16 protein-coding genes are annotated in these 18187 nt (G+C 56.5%); 8 read left to right on the top strand and 8 right to left on the bottom strand.

Annotated features, from left to right (window positions below):
- Positions 1-84 precede the first annotated feature (84 nt).
- Positions 85-1362 (bottom strand): Zn-dependent hydrolase, encoded by a 1278-nt coding sequence (locus tag GHN86_RS18555; RefSeq protein WP_153380620.1) that lies wholly within the window; start codon positions 1360-1362, stop codon positions 85-87.
- 40 nt (positions 1363-1402) lie between these two features.
- Complete coding sequence (locus tag GHN86_RS18550; protein ID WP_153380618.1) at positions 1403-2890, bottom strand: NCS1 family nucleobase:cation symporter-1; 1488 nt, start codon at positions 2888-2890, stop codon at positions 1403-1405.
- Positions 2891-3483: 593 nt separating this feature from the next.
- Here GHN86_RS18550 and hydA point away from each other — a divergent pair.
- From hydA to preA, 3 genes are read left to right on the top strand one after another with little or no spacing between them, the layout of a single operon-like run.
- Positions 3484-4923, top strand: a complete 1440-nt coding sequence (hydA, locus tag GHN86_RS18545) for a dihydropyrimidinase (RefSeq protein WP_153380616.1) — start codon at positions 3484-3486, stop codon at positions 4921-4923.
- A 58-nt stretch (positions 4924-4981) separates the two neighbouring features.
- Entirely contained in the window at positions 4982-6349 is a 1368-nt protein-coding gene (locus GHN86_RS18540) for an NAD(P)-dependent oxidoreductase (protein WP_323369432.1), read from the top strand.
- Positions 6350-7624, top strand: a complete 1275-nt coding sequence (preA, locus tag GHN86_RS18535) for an NAD-dependent dihydropyrimidine dehydrogenase subunit PreA (protein ID WP_153387096.1) — start codon at positions 6350-6352, stop codon at positions 7622-7624. It abuts the gene before it with no gap.
- 218 nt (positions 7625-7842) lie between these two features.
- Here preA and GHN86_RS18530 read toward each other — a convergent pair whose 3' ends face one another.
- Both GHN86_RS18530 and GHN86_RS18525 read right to left on the bottom strand, forming a co-directional pair.
- Positions 7843-8463 carry a TetR family transcriptional regulator C-terminal domain-containing protein gene (locus tag GHN86_RS18530; RefSeq protein ID WP_153380669.1) on the bottom strand — a complete coding sequence of 207 codons (621 nt, stop codon included), beginning with the start codon at positions 8461-8463 and terminating at the stop codon, positions 7843-7845.
- Positions 8464-8581: 118 nt separating this feature from the next.
- Positions 8582-8941: a hypothetical protein gene (locus GHN86_RS18525; protein ID WP_323369431.1), complete on the bottom strand. Its 360-nt coding sequence runs from the start codon at positions 8939-8941 to the stop codon at positions 8582-8584.
- Positions 8942-9192: 251 nt separating this feature from the next.
- Between GHN86_RS18525 and csrA the strand changes: the two genes are divergently transcribed.
- Together csrA and GHN86_RS18515 are read left to right on the top strand one after the other, a co-directional pair.
- Positions 9193-9387, top strand: coding sequence for a carbon storage regulator CsrA (gene csrA, locus GHN86_RS18520; RefSeq protein WP_153380612.1), 195 nt, complete (start codon positions 9193-9195; stop codon positions 9385-9387).
- A 257-nt stretch (positions 9388-9644) separates the two neighbouring features.
- A complete protein-coding gene (locus GHN86_RS18515; RefSeq protein WP_153380610.1) occupies positions 9645-10190 on the top strand; it encodes a DUF1269 domain-containing protein in 546 nt (181 codons plus the stop codon).
- A 114-nt stretch (positions 10191-10304) separates the two neighbouring features.
- Here the strand turns inward: GHN86_RS18515 and GHN86_RS18510 are convergent, their stop codons facing one another.
- The gene (locus GHN86_RS18510; protein ID WP_153380608.1) at positions 10305-10625 is read right to left on the bottom strand and encodes a YbjQ family protein; all 321 of its coding nucleotides are present in this window, start codon (positions 10623-10625) and stop codon (positions 10305-10307) included.
- Positions 10626-10912: 287 nt separating this feature from the next.
- On the opposite strand from GHN86_RS18510, the gene ppnN reads away from it, so the two are divergent.
- Positions 10913-12286 (top strand): nucleotide 5'-monophosphate nucleosidase PpnN, encoded by a 1374-nt coding sequence (gene ppnN, locus GHN86_RS18505; RefSeq protein WP_153387093.1) that lies wholly within the window; start codon positions 10913-10915, stop codon positions 12284-12286.
- A gap of 84 nt (positions 12287-12370) precedes the next feature.
- Here ppnN and GHN86_RS18500 read toward each other — a convergent pair whose 3' ends face one another.
- Positions 12371-13048, bottom strand: coding sequence for a glycoside hydrolase family 19 protein (locus GHN86_RS18500; protein WP_153380603.1), 678 nt, complete (start codon positions 13046-13048; stop codon positions 12371-12373).
- A 389-nt stretch (positions 13049-13437) separates the two neighbouring features.
- Positions 13438-14358 carry a LysR family transcriptional regulator gene (locus tag GHN86_RS18495; RefSeq protein WP_153387091.1) on the bottom strand — a complete coding sequence of 307 codons (921 nt, stop codon included), beginning with the start codon at positions 14356-14358 and terminating at the stop codon, positions 13438-13440.
- Between the two features lie 305 nt (positions 14359-14663).
- Here GHN86_RS18495 and GHN86_RS18490 point away from each other — a divergent pair, with 305 nt between their 5' ends.
- Together GHN86_RS18490 and GHN86_RS18485 are read left to right on the top strand one after the other, a co-directional pair.
- The gene (locus GHN86_RS18490) at positions 14664-15389 is read left to right on the top strand and encodes a DUF969 domain-containing protein (RefSeq protein ID WP_153380599.1); all 726 of its coding nucleotides are present in this window, start codon (positions 14664-14666) and stop codon (positions 15387-15389) included.
- Positions 15386-16336 carry a DUF979 domain-containing protein gene (locus GHN86_RS18485; RefSeq protein ID WP_153380598.1) on the top strand — a complete coding sequence of 317 codons (951 nt, stop codon included), beginning with the start codon at positions 15386-15388 and terminating at the stop codon, positions 16334-16336. Before GHN86_RS18490 ends, GHN86_RS18485 begins: the two co-directional genes overlap by 4 nt.
- Positions 16337-16360: 24 nt before the next feature.
- Here the strand turns inward: GHN86_RS18485 and GHN86_RS18480 are convergent, their stop codons facing one another.
- Positions 16361-18100 (bottom strand): TonB-dependent receptor family protein, encoded by a 1740-nt coding sequence (locus GHN86_RS18480; protein ID WP_228389628.1) that lies wholly within the window; start codon positions 18098-18100, stop codon positions 16361-16363.
- Positions 18101-18187: the final 87 nt, after the last annotated feature.

Here is an 18187-nt window from a genome sequence, read left to right as displayed (position 1 = left end):
CGAGGCACGAAGGCTGCGATCGGCGGCAGAGCCGTCGCAAAACTGGCACACTGCGGTGCGCTCGATCGCAGCCTTCGGCAGCGGCTACAGGCCCCGCGCGAAATCTGTCGTCGCGGCCGCCAGCATCGCCTTGAGCAATACCGCACACCCCGCTGCCAAATCCTTGGGGTCGGCATTTTCGATTTCGTTGTGGCTGATGCCGCCTTCACACGGCACAAAGATCATCCCCGCCGGGCCCAGTTCGGCCACAAAGATGGCGTCATGCCCTGCACCACTGACGATGTCCATGTTGGACAATCCGAGTTCATTGGCCGCATCGCGCACCGCATTGACGCAATCGGGGTTGAAGTACAACGGCGGGAAATCAGCCGTCGGGGTCAGCTCAAAACTCAGGCCATGGTGCTCGCAGGTGGCTTCGATGACCTGACGGACTTGCGCAATCATCGCGTCCAGCCGCTCGGGCAACAGATGACGAAAATCGAGGGTCATGCGCACTTCGCCGGGGATGACGTTGCGCGAGCCGGGATAGGCTTGCAAGCAGCCGACCGTGCCGCAAGCATGGGGTTGATGGCTCAACGCAGCCTGGTTGACAGCCGCGACCACCGCCGCCGCGCCGACCAGCGCATCCTTGCGCAGGTGCATCGGCGTTGGCCCGGCGTGCGCTTCAACACCACGCAGGTTGAGGTCGAACCATTTCTGGCCCAAGGCCCCGAGCACCACGCCGATGGTTTTGCGCTCGTCTTCCAGGATCGGACCCTGCTCGATATGCGCCTCAAAATAGGCACCGACCGGGTGCCCGTTAACCGTTCTACTACCCGCATAACCGATAGCATTCAGTGCCTCACCAACGGTTACGCCGTCGGCATCAGTTTTGGCCAGGGTTTCTTCCAGGGTGAATTTATCGGCAAATACCCCGGAGCCCATCATGCACGGTGCAAAGCGCGAACCTTCTTCGTTGGTCCACACCACGACTTCCAGCGGTGCTTCGGTCTGAATGTTCAGGTCATTAAGGCTGCGCAGCACTTCAACTCCGGCCAGCACGCCATAGCAGCCGTCAAACTTGCCGCCCGTGGGTTGGGTGTCGATGTGGCTGCCAGTCATCACGGGCGGCAAGTCGGGGTTGGTGCCCGGTCGCCGGGCAAAAATATTGCCCACCGCATCGACGCTGACGGTACACCCCGCCTCTTCGCACCAGCGCACAAACAAGTCGCGGGCCTGGCGGTCTAGGTCGGTCAGGGCCAGGCGACAAACGCCGCCTTTGACCGTGGCACCCAATTGCGCCAATTCCATCAAGGAGGCCCACAGGCGTTCGCCATTGATGGTCCCCTTGCGATGCTGCTGAAGGTCGTGTGCTGCGTTCATGGTGGTTTCCTCAGGCAGTTTTTATTGAATGGTTGAGGCTTCAAACAACGCCTTTGACGGCCGCCGTCCGTGGGCTGCTCAGGCGAAACAAGGCGTAATAAATGGCCGCACCGAGCAGTGACCCGGTAAACCAGCCGAAATCGTAGAACCAGCTGAATGCACTGCTGCCCAGCGACAGCAACGTCAGCACCACGGGCACGCCGAAAGCTATGAAACCGTTCCAGTTCCAGGCCGGGTACACGCCATCGACATAAAGCCCGGCAAGGTCAAGCCGTTGCTGGCGGACGATGAAGTAGTCCACGACCATGATCCCGGCGATGGGCCCCAGCAGGCTGGAGTAGCCCAGCAACCAGTTGGAGTAGACGGTTTCGAGACTGACATCCGAAACCAGCAGGCCCAGCTTTTTCAGTAACTCGTGGGCCATCAGGGCCAGCCCGACCAGACCGGTCAACATCACGGCTTTGGTGCGGTTGATCAGCTTGGGCGCAATGTTCTGGAAGTCGTTGGTCGGTGAAACAATGTTGGCCGCGGTATTGGTCGACAAGGTCGCGATGATGATCAAGGCCATGGCCAAGGCCACCCAGCCCGGACTCTGGATGTGGCCGATCAGGCTCACCGGATCAGAAACCGTCACCCCCACCAACTTTTCGGAGGCGGCGGTCAGCACCACACCCAAGGCCGCAAACAGGAACATGGTCAGTGGCAAGCCAAGAATCTGTCCCAGAATCTGGTCTTTCTGGCTTTTAGCGTAACGGCTGAAATCCGGAATATTCAGTGACAGGGTCGCCCAAAATCCGACCATGGCGGTCAGGCCCGCAAAGAAATATCCATACACGCTGGCCCCTTCAGGGCGCTTGGGCGGTTGAGCCAGTAATTCGGTCATCGATACGTTAGGCAATGCCCAGACCAGCAAGCCAATACCCACCAGAACCAGCAAAGGCGCGGACAGGGTTTCGAGCCATTTGATCGACTCTGCACCGCGCAACACGACCCATAGATTGAGGGCCCAGAAAATCATGAATCCAATCACCTCACCAGTGCCGCCCAGACTTTTCCAGCCCTCGAATACGGAACCCAGAAACAGGTGAATGGCCAGACCGCCAAATAGCGTTTGAATACCGAACCAGCCACACGCCACCAGCGCGCGAATCAGACAGGGAACATTGGAGCCGATAATGCCGAACGAAGAACGCAGTAATACGGGAAAAGGAATGCCGTATTTGGTGCCGGGAAAGGCATTGAGTGTCAGCGGGATCAACACCACGATATTGGCCAACAAGATGGCCAGCAGTGCCTCGCCCACACTTAATCCGAAGTAAGCGGTTAATACACCGCCCAATGTATAGGTGGGCACACAAATGGACATGCCCACCCATAACGCGGTGATATGCCATTTATTCCAGGTGCGCTCATGAACTTTGGTGGGTGCCATGTCGTGGTTATAGCGAGGACTTTCAAGAACTTCAGGGCCAGCGTCCAACTCGTACAAACCGTCCCGTTCGGTGACGTGTGATCTGCTCGATTGCATGCGCGTTCACTCTCTTTTTTATGTTCTTCAAGCCCTGCGTTTTAACGCAGTGCGGCTCACTTGGCTGACCCGGTGGTTCCGGTTGCGGCAATCACAATCAAGAACTGTGCCGGGTTGCCCGTGCCTTGCACTATTCCACGGCCCAACCCTGCAACTCCCTGGTTTAACAGGCTTTAGTTCTTGGCCGAAATAGCACTCATTCTTATTAGTCCCGCCTTACTACCCGTTTTGAAAAAACTCATATAACAAAACGAAACAAGTCGGTGCACGCTTATTTATTTTAAGTACCAATCCCGTTGCACTCAGGGCACCTCAAACACCTGATTTCACATAAGAAACTTCGCTTATATTTGATTCCTGTCAAGTGCGTCAAAATGGTGAGGCCCTGCACCATTTTGGTTATACACAAAATAAATATATAAAAAACAATGAGTTAAACGATTAATAGTTAATTAAAAATAAAGTTTGATCATTTCCCGACAACCCACTAGATTTCATTCCTGACACCAGTGACAGGAATCTCACCTGCACCGTGCTGGTAATAACAACACTTAGAACCGGCACTTAGTCGGTCTGCCTGCGAGGAACTCCGTATGTCACTGTTAATCCGTGGCGCTACGCTTGTGACCCATGATGAAAGTTATTGCGCGGATGTTTATTGCGCCGACGGTCTAGTCCGCGCCATTGGAACCGATCTTGATGTTCCGGCCGGGTGTGAAGTGCTCGATGGCAGCGGTCAATATTTAATGCCCGGCGGTATTGATCCGCATACTCACATGCAACTTCCGTTTATGGGCACAGTGGCCAGCGAGGACTTTTTCACGGGCACGGCGGCCGGTCTTGCAGGCGGCACAACGTCCATTATTGATTTTGTCATTCCCAATCCACAGCAATCTTTGCTGGAGGCATTTCATCAATGGCGGGGCTGGGCGGAGAAGTCTGCCTCGGACTACGGTTTTCACGTCGCAATTACCTGGTGGAGCGAACAGGTGCGCGAAGAAATGGCCGAGTTGGTCAGCCACCACGGCATCAACAGCTTCAAACATTTCATGGCGTATAAAAACGCCATCATGGCCGCCGATGACACCTTGGTGGCCAGCTTCGAACGCTGCCTGGAACTGGGCGCGGTGCCCACGGTGCATGCTGAAAACGGCGAGCTGGTGTTTCATTTGCAACGCAAGTTGCTGGCACAAGGCATGACCGGCCCTGAAGCGCATCCGCTGTCGCGCCCTTCGCAGGTGGAAGGCGAAGCCGCCAGCCGGGCGATCCGCATTGCGCAGACCATCGGCACCCCCTTGTATCTGGTGCATGTGTCGACCCGCGAAGCGCTCGACGAAATCACCTACGCCCGCAGTCAGGGCCAACCCGTGTATGGCGAAGTGCTTGCGGGGCATTTGCTGCTGGATGACAGCGTGTACCAGCACCCTGACTGGCAGACCGCCGCCGGTTACGTGATGAGCCCGCCCTTCCGTCCGCGCGGTCATCAAGAGGCACTTTGGCACGGCTTGCAATCGGGCAACCTGCACACCACCGCCACCGATCATTGCTGCTTTTGCGCCGAGCAAAAGGCCGCCGGACGCGACAATTTCAGCCTGATCCCCAACGGCACAGCTGGGATTGAAGACCGCATGGCGGTGCTGTGGGATGAAGGGGTCAACACGGGTCGCCTGTCGATGCAGGAGTTTGTCGCCCTGACGTCCACCAACACCGCGAAGATTTTCAACATGTACCCGCGCAAAGGTTCAATCCGGGTCGGCGCCGATGCCGATCTGGTGCTCTGGGACCCGGCGGGCACCCGCACCATTTCAGCGAAAACCCACCATCAAAAAGTCGATTTCAACATTTTTGAAGGCAAAACCGTGCGTGGTGTCCCGAGCCACACCATCAGCCAGGGTCGCGTGGTCTGGGCTGATGGTGATTTACGGGCAGAGCGCGGTGCGGGTCGTTATATCGAACGACCGACCTACCCGGCAGTGTTTGACCAACTGAAAAAACGCGCCGAGCAGCACATCCCCGTGGCGGTTAAACGCTAACTACAAAAACCACTGTCCGACAGAGGCAGAAGCTTCCCACAACCGTGAGGCACTCACTGTGATCAAATCCCTGAATCATTTGCCGCATCCTCATCAAGATGCGCTGGTATTGGCCAGTCAGTTCACTGATCTGGCGCCGCCATTGACCGCTCGACAGGCCGTACTGGAAAGTTCGCGCTGCTTGTATTGCTACGACGCGCCCTGCGTCAATGCATGCCCCAGCGACATCGATATTCCGTCGTTCATTCGCAATATCCAGCAAGAGAACGTGCAAGGCGCGGCGCATAAAATCCTCTCGGCCAATATTCTGGGCGGCAGTTGTGCCCGCGTATGCCCCACCGAAGTTCTGTGCCAGCAAGCCTGCGTGCGCAACAACGAGCAGGAGTGCGCGCCTGTATTGATCGGTTTATTACAGCGTTATGCCGTCGACCACGCCGAGTTCAGCGAACATCCGTTTAAACGGGCGGAGCCGACCGGCAAGCGTATCGCCGTGGTGGGCGCAGGGCCTGCCGGGCTGGCCTGCGCTCATCGGTTGGCGCTGCATGGCCATGAGGTGGTGATTTTCGAAGCCCGGGAAAAAGCGGGCGGGCTCAATGAGTACGGGATCGCCAAGTACAAACTGGTGGACGACTTCGCCCAGCAGGAAGTGGACTTTGTACTGGACGTTGGCGGAATCGAAGTTCGCCACGGTCAGCGCTTGGGTGACAACCTCAGCCTCAGCGAGCTGCATCAACGCTTCGACTCGGTCTTTTTGGGCCTTGGCCTGGCCGCCAGCCGTCAGTTGGGCCTGCCCCACGAAGACGCGCCCGGCCTGTTGGCCGCGACCGATTACATCCGCGAGTTACGCCAGAGTGACGACTTGACCCAATTACCTTTGGCTGAACGCTGCATTGTGCTGGGTGCCGGTAATACGGCCATCGACATGGCCGTACAAATGGCCCGGCTGGGTGCGCAAGAAGTGAATCTGGTGTATCGCCGCGGGTTGGCAGACATGGGCGCCACCGGGCATGAACAAGACATCGCCAAAGACAATCAGGTGCGATTGATGACGTGGGCACAGCCCGACGAGGTGTTACTGGATGAGCACGGGCAAGTGCGCGGCATGCGCTTTGCCCGGACCCGCCTTGAAAACGGGCGGCTACAGACCACCGGCGAAACCTTCGAGCTGGCTGGCGACGCGGTATTCAAAGCCATCGGCCAGGCGTTTGACGAAACAGCGCTGAATGATCCACTGGCACGTTCACTCAATCGCATCGGCGACCGCATCGAGGTTGACGAGCAATTGCGCACCAGCGTGGCCGGTGTGTACGCCGGTGGCGACTGCACATCGCTGGGCCAGGACCTGACCGTACAGGCTGTGCAACACGGCAAGCTTGCCGCCGAAGCCATTCATGCCCAACTCATGCTCAATCAGGAGGCTGCGTAAATGGCCGATCTTTCGATTAACTTCGCCGGTATCAAAGCGCCTAACCCTTTCTGGCTGGCTTCTGCCCCGCCGACCGACAAAGCCTACAACGTAGTGCGCGCCTATGAGGCGGGCTGGGGCGGCGTGGTCTGGAAGACATTGGGTGAAGACCCGGCAGCCGTCAACGTGTCTTCACGCTATTCGGCACACTTCGGGCCTAACCGCGAAGTCATGGGCATCAACAATATCGAGCTGATTACCGACCGTTCGCTGGAAATCAACTTGCGCGAAATAACCCAGGTGAAAAAGGACTGGCCCGACCGCGCACTGATTGTGTCGCTGATGGTGCCGTGCGAAGAAGCGGCATGGAAACACATTTTGCCGCTGGTTGAAGCCACGGGTGCCGATGGTATCGAACTGAACTTCGGTTGCCCGCACGGCATGCCAGAACGCGGCATGGGCGCCGCTGTTGGCCAGGTGCCCGAGTACGTCGAGATGGTCACGCGCTGGTGCAAAACCTATTGCTCGCTGCCGGTCATCGTCAAGCTGACGCCCAATATCACCGATGTGCGCCTCAGTGCCCGCGCGGCTCACCGTGGCGGTGCTGATGCGGTGTCGCTGATCAACACCATCAACTCAATCACCAGCGTTGATCTTGAGCGCATGGTGGCGCTGCCGGTGGTGGGCACTCAAAGCACCCACGGCGGGTATTGCGGCTCGGCAGTCAAGCCGATTGCATTGAACATGGTGGCGGAAATCGCCCGTGATCCTTTGACCAAAGGCTTACCGATTTGCGGGATTGGTGGCATTGGCAGCTGGCGCGATGCGGCAGAGTTCATCGCATTGGGCTGTGGCTCAGTACAGGTGTGTACGGCCGCGATGCTGCACGGATTTCGCATTGTCGAAGAGATGAAAGATGGCTTATCGCGCTGGATGGACAGCCAGGGCTATACCAGCCTGGATGATTTTTCCGGTCGGGCCATGGGCAATACCACCGACTGGAAATATCTTGATATCAACTATCAGGTGATCGCCAAGATTGATCAGGACGCCTGTATTGGCTGCGGACGCTGCCATATTGCTTGCGAAGACACTTCGCACCAGGCCATTTCCAGTGTGAAGCTGGCGAACGGAACCCATCGTTACGAAGTGATCGACGATGAGTGTGTCGGTTGCAACCTGTGCCAGATTACATGCCCTGTGGCTGATTGCATCGAGATGGTGCCGCACAACAACGGCTTGCCGTTTCTGGACTGGAACCATGACCCGCGCAACCCCTACTGCGTGGCATCGTAAACGGTAGCCGCTGCCAATCGTGGACTTTGGCAGCGGCGCATACGACTTAAACAACGCCCGTAGCAGTTGACGAGTAGTACGAGGCTACGTTCGACGATGCAATCGTCGTAAACCCTATGAGGCAGGAACCTCGAAGCTGAACAAATTTTGCGACTGCTACGCAGCCGGACGTAGCCTCGTACTACTCGTCAACTGCTACGAGATGCGCGCCCTGATCTTCAGGGCTCCAGCCCGATCCCCCGCAAAATCACGCTGGTCACGGTCTGCACAGCGCGCTCGAACTGAATGTCGGACAAGGGCTGATGGTCATTGAGGATGTTCACTTGATGATCAAAGTCGGCGTAATGCTGGGTTGAAGCCCAGATCATGTACAACACACTGGCCGGTTCTACCGCCAGAATGCGTTTATCAGCCACCCACTGGCGGATTTTCGCTTCTTTCATCTTGGCCCAGTCATACAGGCTGGCATCCAGCGCCAGGCCCAAAGACGGCGCTCCATGAATGATCTCGTTGGCCCACACCTTCGAACCATAGGGCCGGGTGCGCGAATGATTCATTTTGGCGCGGATATAACTGCTGAGCACCAGACGTGGGTCATCGTAGGTTTCGAAGCACAGTGCGTCCTGTTTCCACACGTCGAGCAAGCCCAATAACACTGCGCTGTACAGCTCGGTCTTGGTGCTGAAGTAGTAATGCAGATTGGAACGCGGGAGTTGAACTTCCGCGGCAATGTCCGCCATTGCAGCGCCCGCAAAGCCCTTTTCTGCGAACACTTTCTCTGCGCCGATCAAGATTTTTTCAATATTGCTTCGACGAATCTGGATCTTGTGATTGCTCATGCCATTAATGCCCTTAACGTCGTGCATCGTCGGCGAACACCCGGACAGATCCGCGAATATATAAACCGTAAAAGCGCCAGCAAGCAGCTAGACGCATTCTGCGTATGGCGCTGTTTGCTTATGGCTTGCTGGCGGGCAGTTCAATAATGTTGGTTTCAATGCCGTCCAGCTTGGGTTTGAGCTTGATCTTTTCCTGGGTCTCCAGGGCTTGAGCCTGGGTCGCGAACGGCCCGATCAGGAAATGCTTAACACCATCATGTTCGTAAATATAGGGCGTGAAACCATGCTCCATGAGCCTGCCCGTAGTGTCGGTGATGGTTGCGCGCTGACCTTCAGTGATCTCCAATGCCCAGTGAGCAACAGGCGCCTGTGCTACCGTTGACTCAGAAGCTGCTTTAGCCTGCTGGATTTTATCGTTAGACTCCTGACCGCAAGCCGTCAAGGCCAATATTGCTGTCATCACGATGACTTTGCGCACTGCATTTCCCCTATCTGTTTGAGTGGGTCGATTTTATCACCGGGACAGTGCATTTGCTCTCCTTGAACAAATCCAATACGCCCTTATTAAAGGTCTGTACCCAAGATATTCCCTGAGTCAGGGAATTTAACCCTTGGTGAGGACGTCTGTAATGAGCGGGGCATTTATATCCACTTAGCAGTATTCTGTAGCCATGAACGAAGCCGCACCGTCTCAGAGACGTGCCTTACAAAGCCATCAAGGAGAAAAAAATGCTGATACTCACCCGTAAAGTTGGTGAAAGCATAAACATCGGTGACGATATTACGATCACTATTTTAGGTGTCAGCGGGCAACAGGTCAGAATCGGTATCAATGCGCCGAAAGATGTGGCTGTCCACCGTGAAGAGATTTATCAACGCATCCAGGCTGGCTTGAATGCTCCAGACAAGGTAGATCTGTCCTAAGCGTTCGAGGTATCAGCCCTCGAACTGAGTGTCAGGGCTGCTCAGCCAGCCCTTCTTAATCACACCCTCCCCTGCAATGACGCTCCCAAGCCCATTGTTGCCAAAGCGCTCGCAGAATCCTCCTCTCGACTTGACCGTTTCAAGGTTAGCGACCACGCTCATTCCTCGCAGAAGGTCAAACCGTCCAGCGGGTGACTCACCTTCACAAGCGTCAGCCCGACCTTGGGCTGGACCTGTACAGTCAAGGAATGAAAGACATGTCAGATTTAATCGTTGTGGGATTTCCAGATACCGAAACAGCCGACCGCGCCCTTACCAAATTAGCCTCGTTGGGCAAAGAGCATTTGGTCGAGCTTGAGGATGCCGTCATTGTTGTACGCAACGCTGAAGGCAAGGTTCATATCAAGCAAAGCGTCAATCTGAAAGCCTTGGGGGCAACCTCGGGTCTGGTGACCGGGGGACTGTGGGGCGCGCTGGTCGGTCTGTTGTTTCTTAATCCATTGGCCGGCTTCGTCATCGGCGGCGCCGCGGGTGCGGGCATGGGCGCACTGTCAGGCTCGATGGCCGATTACGGCATTGACGACGACTTCATCAAAAATCTCAGTGAAACCATTCCTAAAGACTCGTCTGCCCTGTTCGTGCTGTTGCGCAAGTTCCAGCCCGAAAAAGTCCTACAGGAACTGGAGCAGTCAGACTTCAAAGGCAAGGTGCTGCGCACTTCCCTTTCGCCTGAGCAAGAAGCCAAGCTTCAGCAAGCCCTGTCAAACCATGCCGCTGCGGCACCAGTAGCGACCACGATTTAAGTCACAGCTCCTTCAGCTGCGTGCGCATGTATCGGCTGCCCGTCAGGGCAGTCGAATTTATCACCCCGTTCACAGCGTTAACTTCCAATCCGAATATTCCCTGTCACGCCCTGATCAGTTCAACCGCACCGCCGTGCCCGTGACAAACACCACCAACATGCCACCCCGCCCGGAAGGCATGCTGATTTCAAAGTTCAACCCCACAATGGCATCGGCTTGAAGATGCTGCGCCCGGTCGCGGATTTCGTCCGTCACCTCGGCACGCGCCTCTTTCAGTGCCCGCTCAAGGGTCTGGGAGCGCCCACCAAAAAAATCCCGCACGCCGGTAAAAAAATCGCGCACCACGTTAATGCCGTGAACGGACTCGGCACTGACAACCCCCAAGTACTCGGTGATCTGGCGGCCTTCAATCCTGTTTGTCGTTGTGATAATCAACGGCGTTCCCCTTGGTAGATGCTGATTTTGAACCGAAGCTTATCTCAGACACTCACACCTGTGTCGCGATCCGGCAATGGAACAGGTCGATACTGGCCTTATGCGCTTGCAGTGTTACTGTAGGCAAAACCGCAACCAGCCTCATCTGCGGCGACTATGCTGATAGTGAAAACAACCAAAAGCCGTAAGAGTTGGGACCTCTCGCCCGGCACATGCGAATCGCTGACAGGGATTAAACAGCTACGCCACGCCATGCCAATTTCGTTCCCGCTCACAGGAAGCCCACAATGGTTCAAAGACACGTCATCAATGCTTCGGTTAGCCCCAAAGGCAGCCTGGAAACTTTATCCCAACGTGAAGTTCAGCAACTGAGTGAGGTTGGCTCGGGTAGTAGCTACACGCTTTTTCGTCAATGTGTACTGGCTATTCTCAACACCGGCGCCCACGTCGATAACGCTAAAACCATTCTTGAGGCGTATCAGGATTTTGAAGTGCGGATTCACCAGCAAGACCGGGGGGTTCGCCTGGAATTACTGAATGCCCCGGCCGATGCCTTTGTCGATGGCGAAATGATCGCCAGCACCCGCGAAATGTTGTTCAGCGCCCTGCGTGACATCGTGTACACACAAAGCGGTCTCGACAGCCCGCGCATCGACCTGAGCAGTTCGGCGGGCATCACTGACTATGTGTTTCACCTGCTGCGCAATGCCCGCACGTTGCGTCCCGGCGTCGAGCCCAAAATAGTCGTGTGCTGGGGCGGCCACTCGATCAACACCGAAGAATACAAGTACACCAAAAAAGTGGGCCACGAACTGGGCCTGCGCAGCCTGGATATCTGCACCGGCTGCGGGCCCGGCGTGATGAAAGGGCCGATGAAGGGCGCAACCATTTCCCACGCCAAGCAACGCCTGACAGGCGGGCGGTATCTGGGACTGACCGAGCCGGGCATTATCGCGGCCGAAGCACCCAACCCTATCGTCAACGAGCTGGTGATCCTGCCGGACATCGAAAAACGTCTGGAGGCCTTTGTACGCGTTGGCCACGGCGTGATTATCTTTCCGGGCGGCGCCGGAACTGCTGAAGAGTTCCTGTACCTGCTGGGGATTTTGATGCACCCGGACAACCGCGACGTGCCCTTCCCGGTGATCCTGACGGGCCCGCGAGAAGCCGCGCCGTACTTGCAACAGTTGCATGAGTTTGTCGGCGCCACGCTGGGCGATGCGGCCCGGCAGCACTACCAGATCATCATCGACAACCCGGCGGAAGTTGCCCGGCAAATGACCGCAGGACTTAAAGCGGTTAAACAATTCCGCCGCGAACGCAATGATGCGTTTCACTTCAACTGGTTATTGAAAATCGATGAAGGGTTCCAGCGCCCTTTCGACCCGACCCACGCCAACATGGCTGATCTGCAATTGCGCAGTGACCTGCCGCCCCATGAATTGGCGGCCAATTTGCGCCGTGCCTTTTCGGGGATTGTGGCCGGTAACGTGAAAGAAAAAGGTATTCACCTGATCGAGCAATACGGGCCTTATGAAATTCATGGCGACCCGGCCATCATGAAGCCTCTGGATAAACTGCTGCATGCTTTCGTTGAACAACACCGTATGAAACTGCCCGGCGGCGCGGCCTATGTGCCGTGCTATCGCGTCGTCAGTTAATACCCGCTGACAAAGCTCGCCAAGCGAAAAGCGCAGATTCACTTTGCACTTTGCCTGGCGGGCCTTTCAATCAAATCCGAGGTTTCAGGATAAAAGCCCCAAGGCCCTCTCAAACACCGCCAATCGCTGTACATGGCCATTAAGCCCGCCATTGATCGCTCGCGTCAGGGCTTCGAAATCTTGCCCGTCAGCCCGTGCATTGAGCTGGCGCGACGACCAGTACCACCCCGCAGACGCCACCGCTCCAGGCCACTGTTCCAACAGTTGTGGGGTCTCTAACAATCGTTCGTCGCCATACAGGCCGAGGCTGCAATGCTGATAGTTGCTTTTGCCGGTAATCTGGATCAAACCCCTGCCGCGATACAACCAGCCCTCTCCTGACGCTTCAGAACCATTACCCAGTCGATTGCTGTACACCCGATTGGCAATGGCTTCGGGTTGGCGGTGCAATTTTTGCGCATCGCTGTTGGGCAACCTGCGCACACGCCCGCCGTCCATGACCGTAATGTATTGACCGGCACTGGTGCGTTGTGCGAATCGTGCGCCCCACGTTGCGGCCAGACCGTCAGCGCTGTAGTTGAGGTTTTCTATGAGCGCAGTAAAGCCTGCACTTTCGTGACCCACTTGGGCCATGAATGCCGCCAGACGTCGGGGAGTATCGATATTATTGGCCAGCGTGACGGCTTGCACGATGGGTAAATAAACATCTACAGATGCTGCACTTTTGGGAAATAACGTTATGAACATTTCACGGTTCAACATGAGGGCCAACTCTTAATTAATGAAAACTTAAAAGTTAACCACTCATGCTTTTTGACCCAAGGCAGGAATTAAGCCGGAGAACAAACCTACGCAATTAAGAGAGCTGACCCACCTTCGCTCACCAACTAAAGAACGGATTCAGCCCGGCGGAATGGTCGCCAAAATACCGATGCCAATAGTCAACACTAAAAAGCCGCCCAAAAACCATCCCATCTTGCCCATGCTATTTCCCCTGGCACACGTTCGTAAAAAAACAGGCGCAGAACATCAGCTGATCCCATGCGAGCGTTGCTGTTTACTCAACGTTCTGGCTGTCTTGAAAGGTTGTGGCTCATTCTGCTCCGCTGTCTGCACACATAACAGTCGCAGATAACACGAAAAAATACGGATCAGTTGCTCGGCAAGATGAGATGTTCAGGCAGGACACTGCGCTGATAATCAGCCACCACCGTCTGGCTCAGGAGGACCACCGCTTCATTCAGCTCCAGACCCGCCCCCACCCGCCAACTGGCGTACACCGAAAAACCCGGTGCAGCCTCAATCGCCAAGGCACGCAGCGCGCCGCTGTGCAGTTCACGACTGACCAGTACCGGCGGCAACGCGCCAATACCAAAGCCATCAGTGACCAGCTTGATAATCGCTGCCACTGAATTGATACAACTGATGCGCGGTGTCGCGATGCCGTGCTGATGCAAGTAGTTGAGCATGTCCTGATGCGGTCGCGAGTGCCTTGAAAAGGTCAACAACCGCTCCTCACACACGTGCGCAAGGCTGTCATAGGGCCTGTCCAATGCGCCATTGCTTGCTACTACCCAGCTCAACGGATAGCGGGCCAATTGCACATTACGCACCCCGTCAGCCCTTAACAGGTCAGTCTGAAAGATCAAGTCCAACTGCCCCTTGAGCAACTGTTCACTGAGGTTCAGCGCCGTGTCGGCTGTCAGTTCGACTTCGACTTGAGGATAGTCACGACTTAATGCGCTGACCAGTTCGCTCAGCCAGCTGTGAATCACGGTGTCCATCACCCCGATGCGCAACCGCCCGGTAAAACTGTCCGCCTGCCCCAAGGACTGAAGCAAGCGCTGTTGGGTGGCGAGCATCTCTTCGGCGTAACCCAGCACTTTATGGCCTTCGCGCGTCAGGTTCACACCCCGCGAATCACGCAAGAACAATTGCACGCCCAGCTCGGTTTCAAGCACTGAAATACGGCTCGAAATGGCCGCCTGTGTGCTTGAAAGCTTTTCTGCGGTGAGTCGGAAGCTGCCAAGGCGGGCCACCCAGACGAATGTCAGAAGAAATCGCATATTCATGTAGGACATCCCACCCGGTCAAAACAGTGTGCCACTGTAAACGCTCACCGTGCCTTCAAGCCAGACCGCTTAAGTCGGTGATTGATAAAACTTTTTTGTTCGGCGGCGACAACTTTTTTTGACTGAACGCATCGCCAAAAGCCCCCAACCATGTGGGTCAAGTCGCCATTCCATGAGCGTCAACAATAAAAAAACACGCTGAGTCCGGCAGCGTACCGATTTTGTGAAAGTGTGCCTGACCGCTTTCGCCTTGCTCACACCAGCCTGCCCTGGTGAGTCGCAATCAGCTAAGAGACCTCACCCTCATGCAAACCGTCGTAAATCTTTGGCCCTTGATCGGCGTGCTCGTCATCATCATGGGCTTTTTGCTGCGCTTCAATCCTCTGCTGGTGGTGAGCGCGGCGGCCATTGTCACCGGGCTTGCGGCCAACTTTCCGCTGGAAAAAATAATCAGCGAGATGGGTGAAGGGTTTCTGCAAACCCGGGCCTTGCAGCTCATTCTGTTATTGCCGCTGGCGGTTATCGGCTTATTGGAGCGCCATGGTCTGCGCCTGCACGCACAAAAATGGATCGCAGGCTTTCAACGGGCCACCGTGGGACGTTTGTTGATCATGTACCTGTTTTTGCGCGAAACCACCGCAGCGGTAGGCCTGACCAGTCTGGGCGGACACCCGCAAATGGTGCGCCCGCTGCTGGCGCCCATGGCCGAAGGCGCTGCTGAAAACACATACGGCAAACTGCCGCCCGCCGTTCGGCAAAAAGTACTGGCCATGTGCGCGGCCACAGACAATATCGGTTTGTTCTTTGGCGAAGATGTGTTCGTGGCCTTTGGCGCGATTGCCCTGATGCACACCTTTTTGCTGGGGTCGGGGCTGGATGTCGAACCGCTGCATATCGCGTTCTGGGGTATTCCCACGGCCATTTGTGCCTTTATCGTGCATGCACTACGGCTTTATCGCTTTGACCTGATGCTGGCACGTAGCCTGAGCGAAGTGGCCCACGCTGACGACTCCAGGGAGCTGGCCCGATGATTGTTTCTATCCAGTATTTCTATTGGCTGGCCGGTGCGCTGTTGCTGATCACCGCCGGCATGATTGTGTCGGACCGCAGCCATCCCAAGCGCTGGACCAGCGCACTGTTTTGGGCGTTGTTCTCGATGGTGTTTCTGATCGGTGATCGTTTGTCGCCCTTTGTGGTCGGTGTGGGCGTACTGGTGATGGCGGGTATTGCCGGCATCGGCGGAGTCGGCCGCGGTGCGCATGCCGAATTGCCGGTCAAAGCGGCCCGCGCCAGCGCCGGGCGTCTGGGCCACAGGTTGTTTATCCCGGCCTTGTCGATCCCGCTGGTGACGGTGATCGGCACGGTAGTGCTCAAGCATGTGCAGATCGGCGGCGTACCGCTGCTCGATCCAAAGAACACCACCTTTGTGTCGTTGGGGCTGGGTTGTCTGGTCGCCCTTATACTGGCCTGCATCCTGACCCGCGATACACCGCTGCAAGGCTTGCGCGAGTCTCGCCGCCTCACTGAAGCCTTGGGCTGGACCATGGTGCTCCCGCAAATGCTGGCCATGCTCGGCCTGCTGTTCAATGACGCCGGGGTCGGCACAGCCGTTGCTCACGTCACCACGGCGTACATCAACATGGACTATCGCCTGATCGCGGTGATGGTCTACGTGCTCGGCATGGCGTTGTTCACCATGATCATGGGTAACGGCTTTGCCGCCTTCCCGGTGATGACCGGCGGTGTCGGCGTGCCGGTACTGGTGGGTATTTATGATGCCAACCCCGCCGTGATGGCCGCGATTGGCATGTTCTCAGGTTATTGCGGCACGCTGATGACGCCAATGGCGGCCAACTACAACATGGTGCCCGTCGCGCTGCTGGAACTGCCGGACAAGTACGCCGTGATCAAGGCGCAAATCCCCACGGCGCTGGTGATGCTGGCGGTCAATATTGTGCTGCTATACGTGTTGATGTAGCTCAATACCCCAGAGCCGCCGGGGTCAGAAGTGGTAAGCCACACCCGTGGTGACGTTAAAGGGATCGCCTGGAAAGAAATTCGCCGAGTCTTGCCCTTTGGCGTCATAAGTGGTGTTAGCCGCCGTGGCGTAGCGTTGATTGGTCAGATTGCGCGCATCGACAAACACCTCCCACTTTTTGCTCGGCGCTTCATAGCCAATTTTGGCGCCCCACAGCACATAGGACGGGGCGCTCAAGGTGTTGGCAAAGTCGACGAAATAGCTGGACGCGGCGCGGGCATTGAGTTGCGCGTAAAAGCCAGTGGCCTGACGGTATTGCAGCTCGGCCTGGTACACCTGACGCGGCAGGCCCGGCAGTTCATTGGCGCCGAAAACCGGGTCGTTGCGGTAGTGGAAATCGTTATAGGTATAGGCCTGACGCAACGCTACGCTGTCGCCGTTCTGATTCTCCCAAAGCACGGTATTGAGCCCCGCCTCAACCCCTTGGTGGATGGTGGCGCTGCCATTGGACGTCGCGATCAGTTGATCCTCAGTGGCACTGGCCGGGCGTACCACCACGGAGAGCAATTCCTTTTGCACCCATGAGCGATAGACCGTCAAGCTGCCGTCGAAGATACCGTGCCCGCCACGAATACCGAACTCCACGGTGTTGGCCTTTTGCGGGCGCACATCACGAATATACGGCGTGCCGGTGCTGCCCAACTGCCAGGTCACAGGCGGGTCAATGGAACGGCTGACGTTGCCGAACAGTTCGAACTCGGGGGTTAACTGATAGCGCAGCCCAAGGCGCGGCGCCCAGTCGTATTCACTGTATTCAACACCACTGGGGAACTCGCTGGTGTTGGCGCTGGTGGTGTACTGAATATCGGCCTTGCGTTTGATATCGACCCACGATACGCCGCTGGACAGCCAGGTGCGCTCGCCCAATTGCAATTCGTTACCCACCGAGAACACCGTATCGCGGGAGCCGGTGTAATCGGTTTTTTGCAGCGTCTGACCGGTAGTGCGGCTGTGGGATTTAACGTCGGCCAACCAGGCACGGGTGGTACTGAAGGTCAGGTTACTGTCGCTCGGCAAACCAAAGACCGTATCGCCGGTGCGCAGGTAACGCAGGGTCAGATTGAGGTCTTTGGAGCGCCAGTCCTGCGGCTGGGCCGCATAGCGCCAGCCGTTGAGCAACGGGTAATCGTTGTAGCCAAGGCCGACTTCCAGCTTGGCATCGTCATCGAAGGTGTAAGTGGTTTTGCTGCCGAGCAAGGTCGAGCCATCTTTTTTGCGCCCGAACGGCACTTCGTTGCTCTTGGGATCATGCTTGAGCTGATACTTGGTCAACGCATTGCCTTGGGTGAGGGTTTCCTCGCGATAACGTAAGAAAAAACGGGTTTGCAGCTTGGGGCTGAACACATACCCGAAGTTGGCCACCAAGCCCTGTCCTTTGTTGGACGTGTCGTGCTGATAACCGTCGCGCTCGTTGTGCAGCACACTGACGTAGTAATCACTGTCGCCCACCACCCCGCCCGTGCTGAGCTGCTGTTTGCGATAACCAAAACTGCCCGCTTCCAGACGCACGGAGTTACCCGGATCGGTGCGCCCGGTCTTGCTGACCATATTGATCGCGCCCCCCAGCGACAAGGCGGAATACAAATAGGCATTGGCGCCATAGAGCACTTCGGTGTGATCGACCGAGGCCATGTCGAGCATGTCTTCCTGAGTCCCCCCTGGCCCGGTCAGTGGCAAACCGTCAAACAGGAACTTAATGCCCAACACATAGCCTTGGCGGCGGCAAAAACTGAGTGCAACACCTGACCTTTCCGGTACGGTGCTGCCCTATGTCTTATTCCGAACTCAGCG

Source organism: Pseudomonas helleri, from assembly GCF_009600315.1.
In the GTDB taxonomy this organism is placed as follows: Bacteria; Pseudomonadota; Gammaproteobacteria; order Pseudomonadales; family Pseudomonadaceae; genus Aquipseudomonas; species Aquipseudomonas helleri_A.
This window is presented reverse-complemented; position numbering and strand designations above follow the sequence as displayed.

Bases quoted from the DNA above. Each gene is read 5' to 3' on its own strand.
- GHN86_RS18555 (WP_153380620.1), bottom strand. From the start codon at position 1,362: ATGAACGCAGCACACGACCTTCAGCAGCATCGCAAGGGGACCATCAAT.
- GHN86_RS18550 (WP_153380618.1), bottom strand. From the start codon at position 2,890: ATGCAATCGAGCAGATCACACGTCACCGAACGGGACGGTTTGTACGAG.
- hydA (WP_153380616.1), top strand. From the start codon at position 3,484: ATGTCACTGTTAATCCGTGGCGCTACGCTTGTGACCCATGATGAAAGT.
- preA (WP_153387096.1), top strand. From the start codon at position 6,350: ATGGCCGATCTTTCGATTAACTTCGCCGGTATCAAAGCGCCTAACCCT.
- GHN86_RS18530 (WP_153380669.1), bottom strand. From the start codon at position 8,463: ATGAGCAATCACAAGATCCAGATTCGTCGAAGCAATATTGAAAAAATC.
- csrA (WP_153380612.1), top strand. From the start codon at position 9,193: ATGCTGATACTCACCCGTAAAGTTGGTGAAAGCATAAACATCGGTGAC.
- GHN86_RS18515 (WP_153380610.1), top strand. From the start codon at position 9,645: ATGTCAGATTTAATCGTTGTGGGATTTCCAGATACCGAAACAGCCGAC.
- ppnN (WP_153387093.1), top strand. From the start codon at position 10,913: ATGGTTCAAAGACACGTCATCAATGCTTCGGTTAGCCCCAAAGGCAGC.
- GHN86_RS18500 (WP_153380603.1), bottom strand. From the start codon at position 13,048: ATGTTGAACCGTGAAATGTTCATAACGTTATTTCCCAAAAGTGCAGCA.
- GHN86_RS18495 (WP_153387091.1), bottom strand. From the start codon at position 14,358: ATGAATATGCGATTTCTTCTGACATTCGTCTGGGTGGCCCGCCTTGGC.
- GHN86_RS18490 (WP_153380599.1), top strand. From the start codon at position 14,664: ATGCAAACCGTCGTAAATCTTTGGCCCTTGATCGGCGTGCTCGTCATC.
- GHN86_RS18485 (WP_153380598.1), top strand. From the start codon at position 15,386: ATGATTGTTTCTATCCAGTATTTCTATTGGCTGGCCGGTGCGCTGTTG.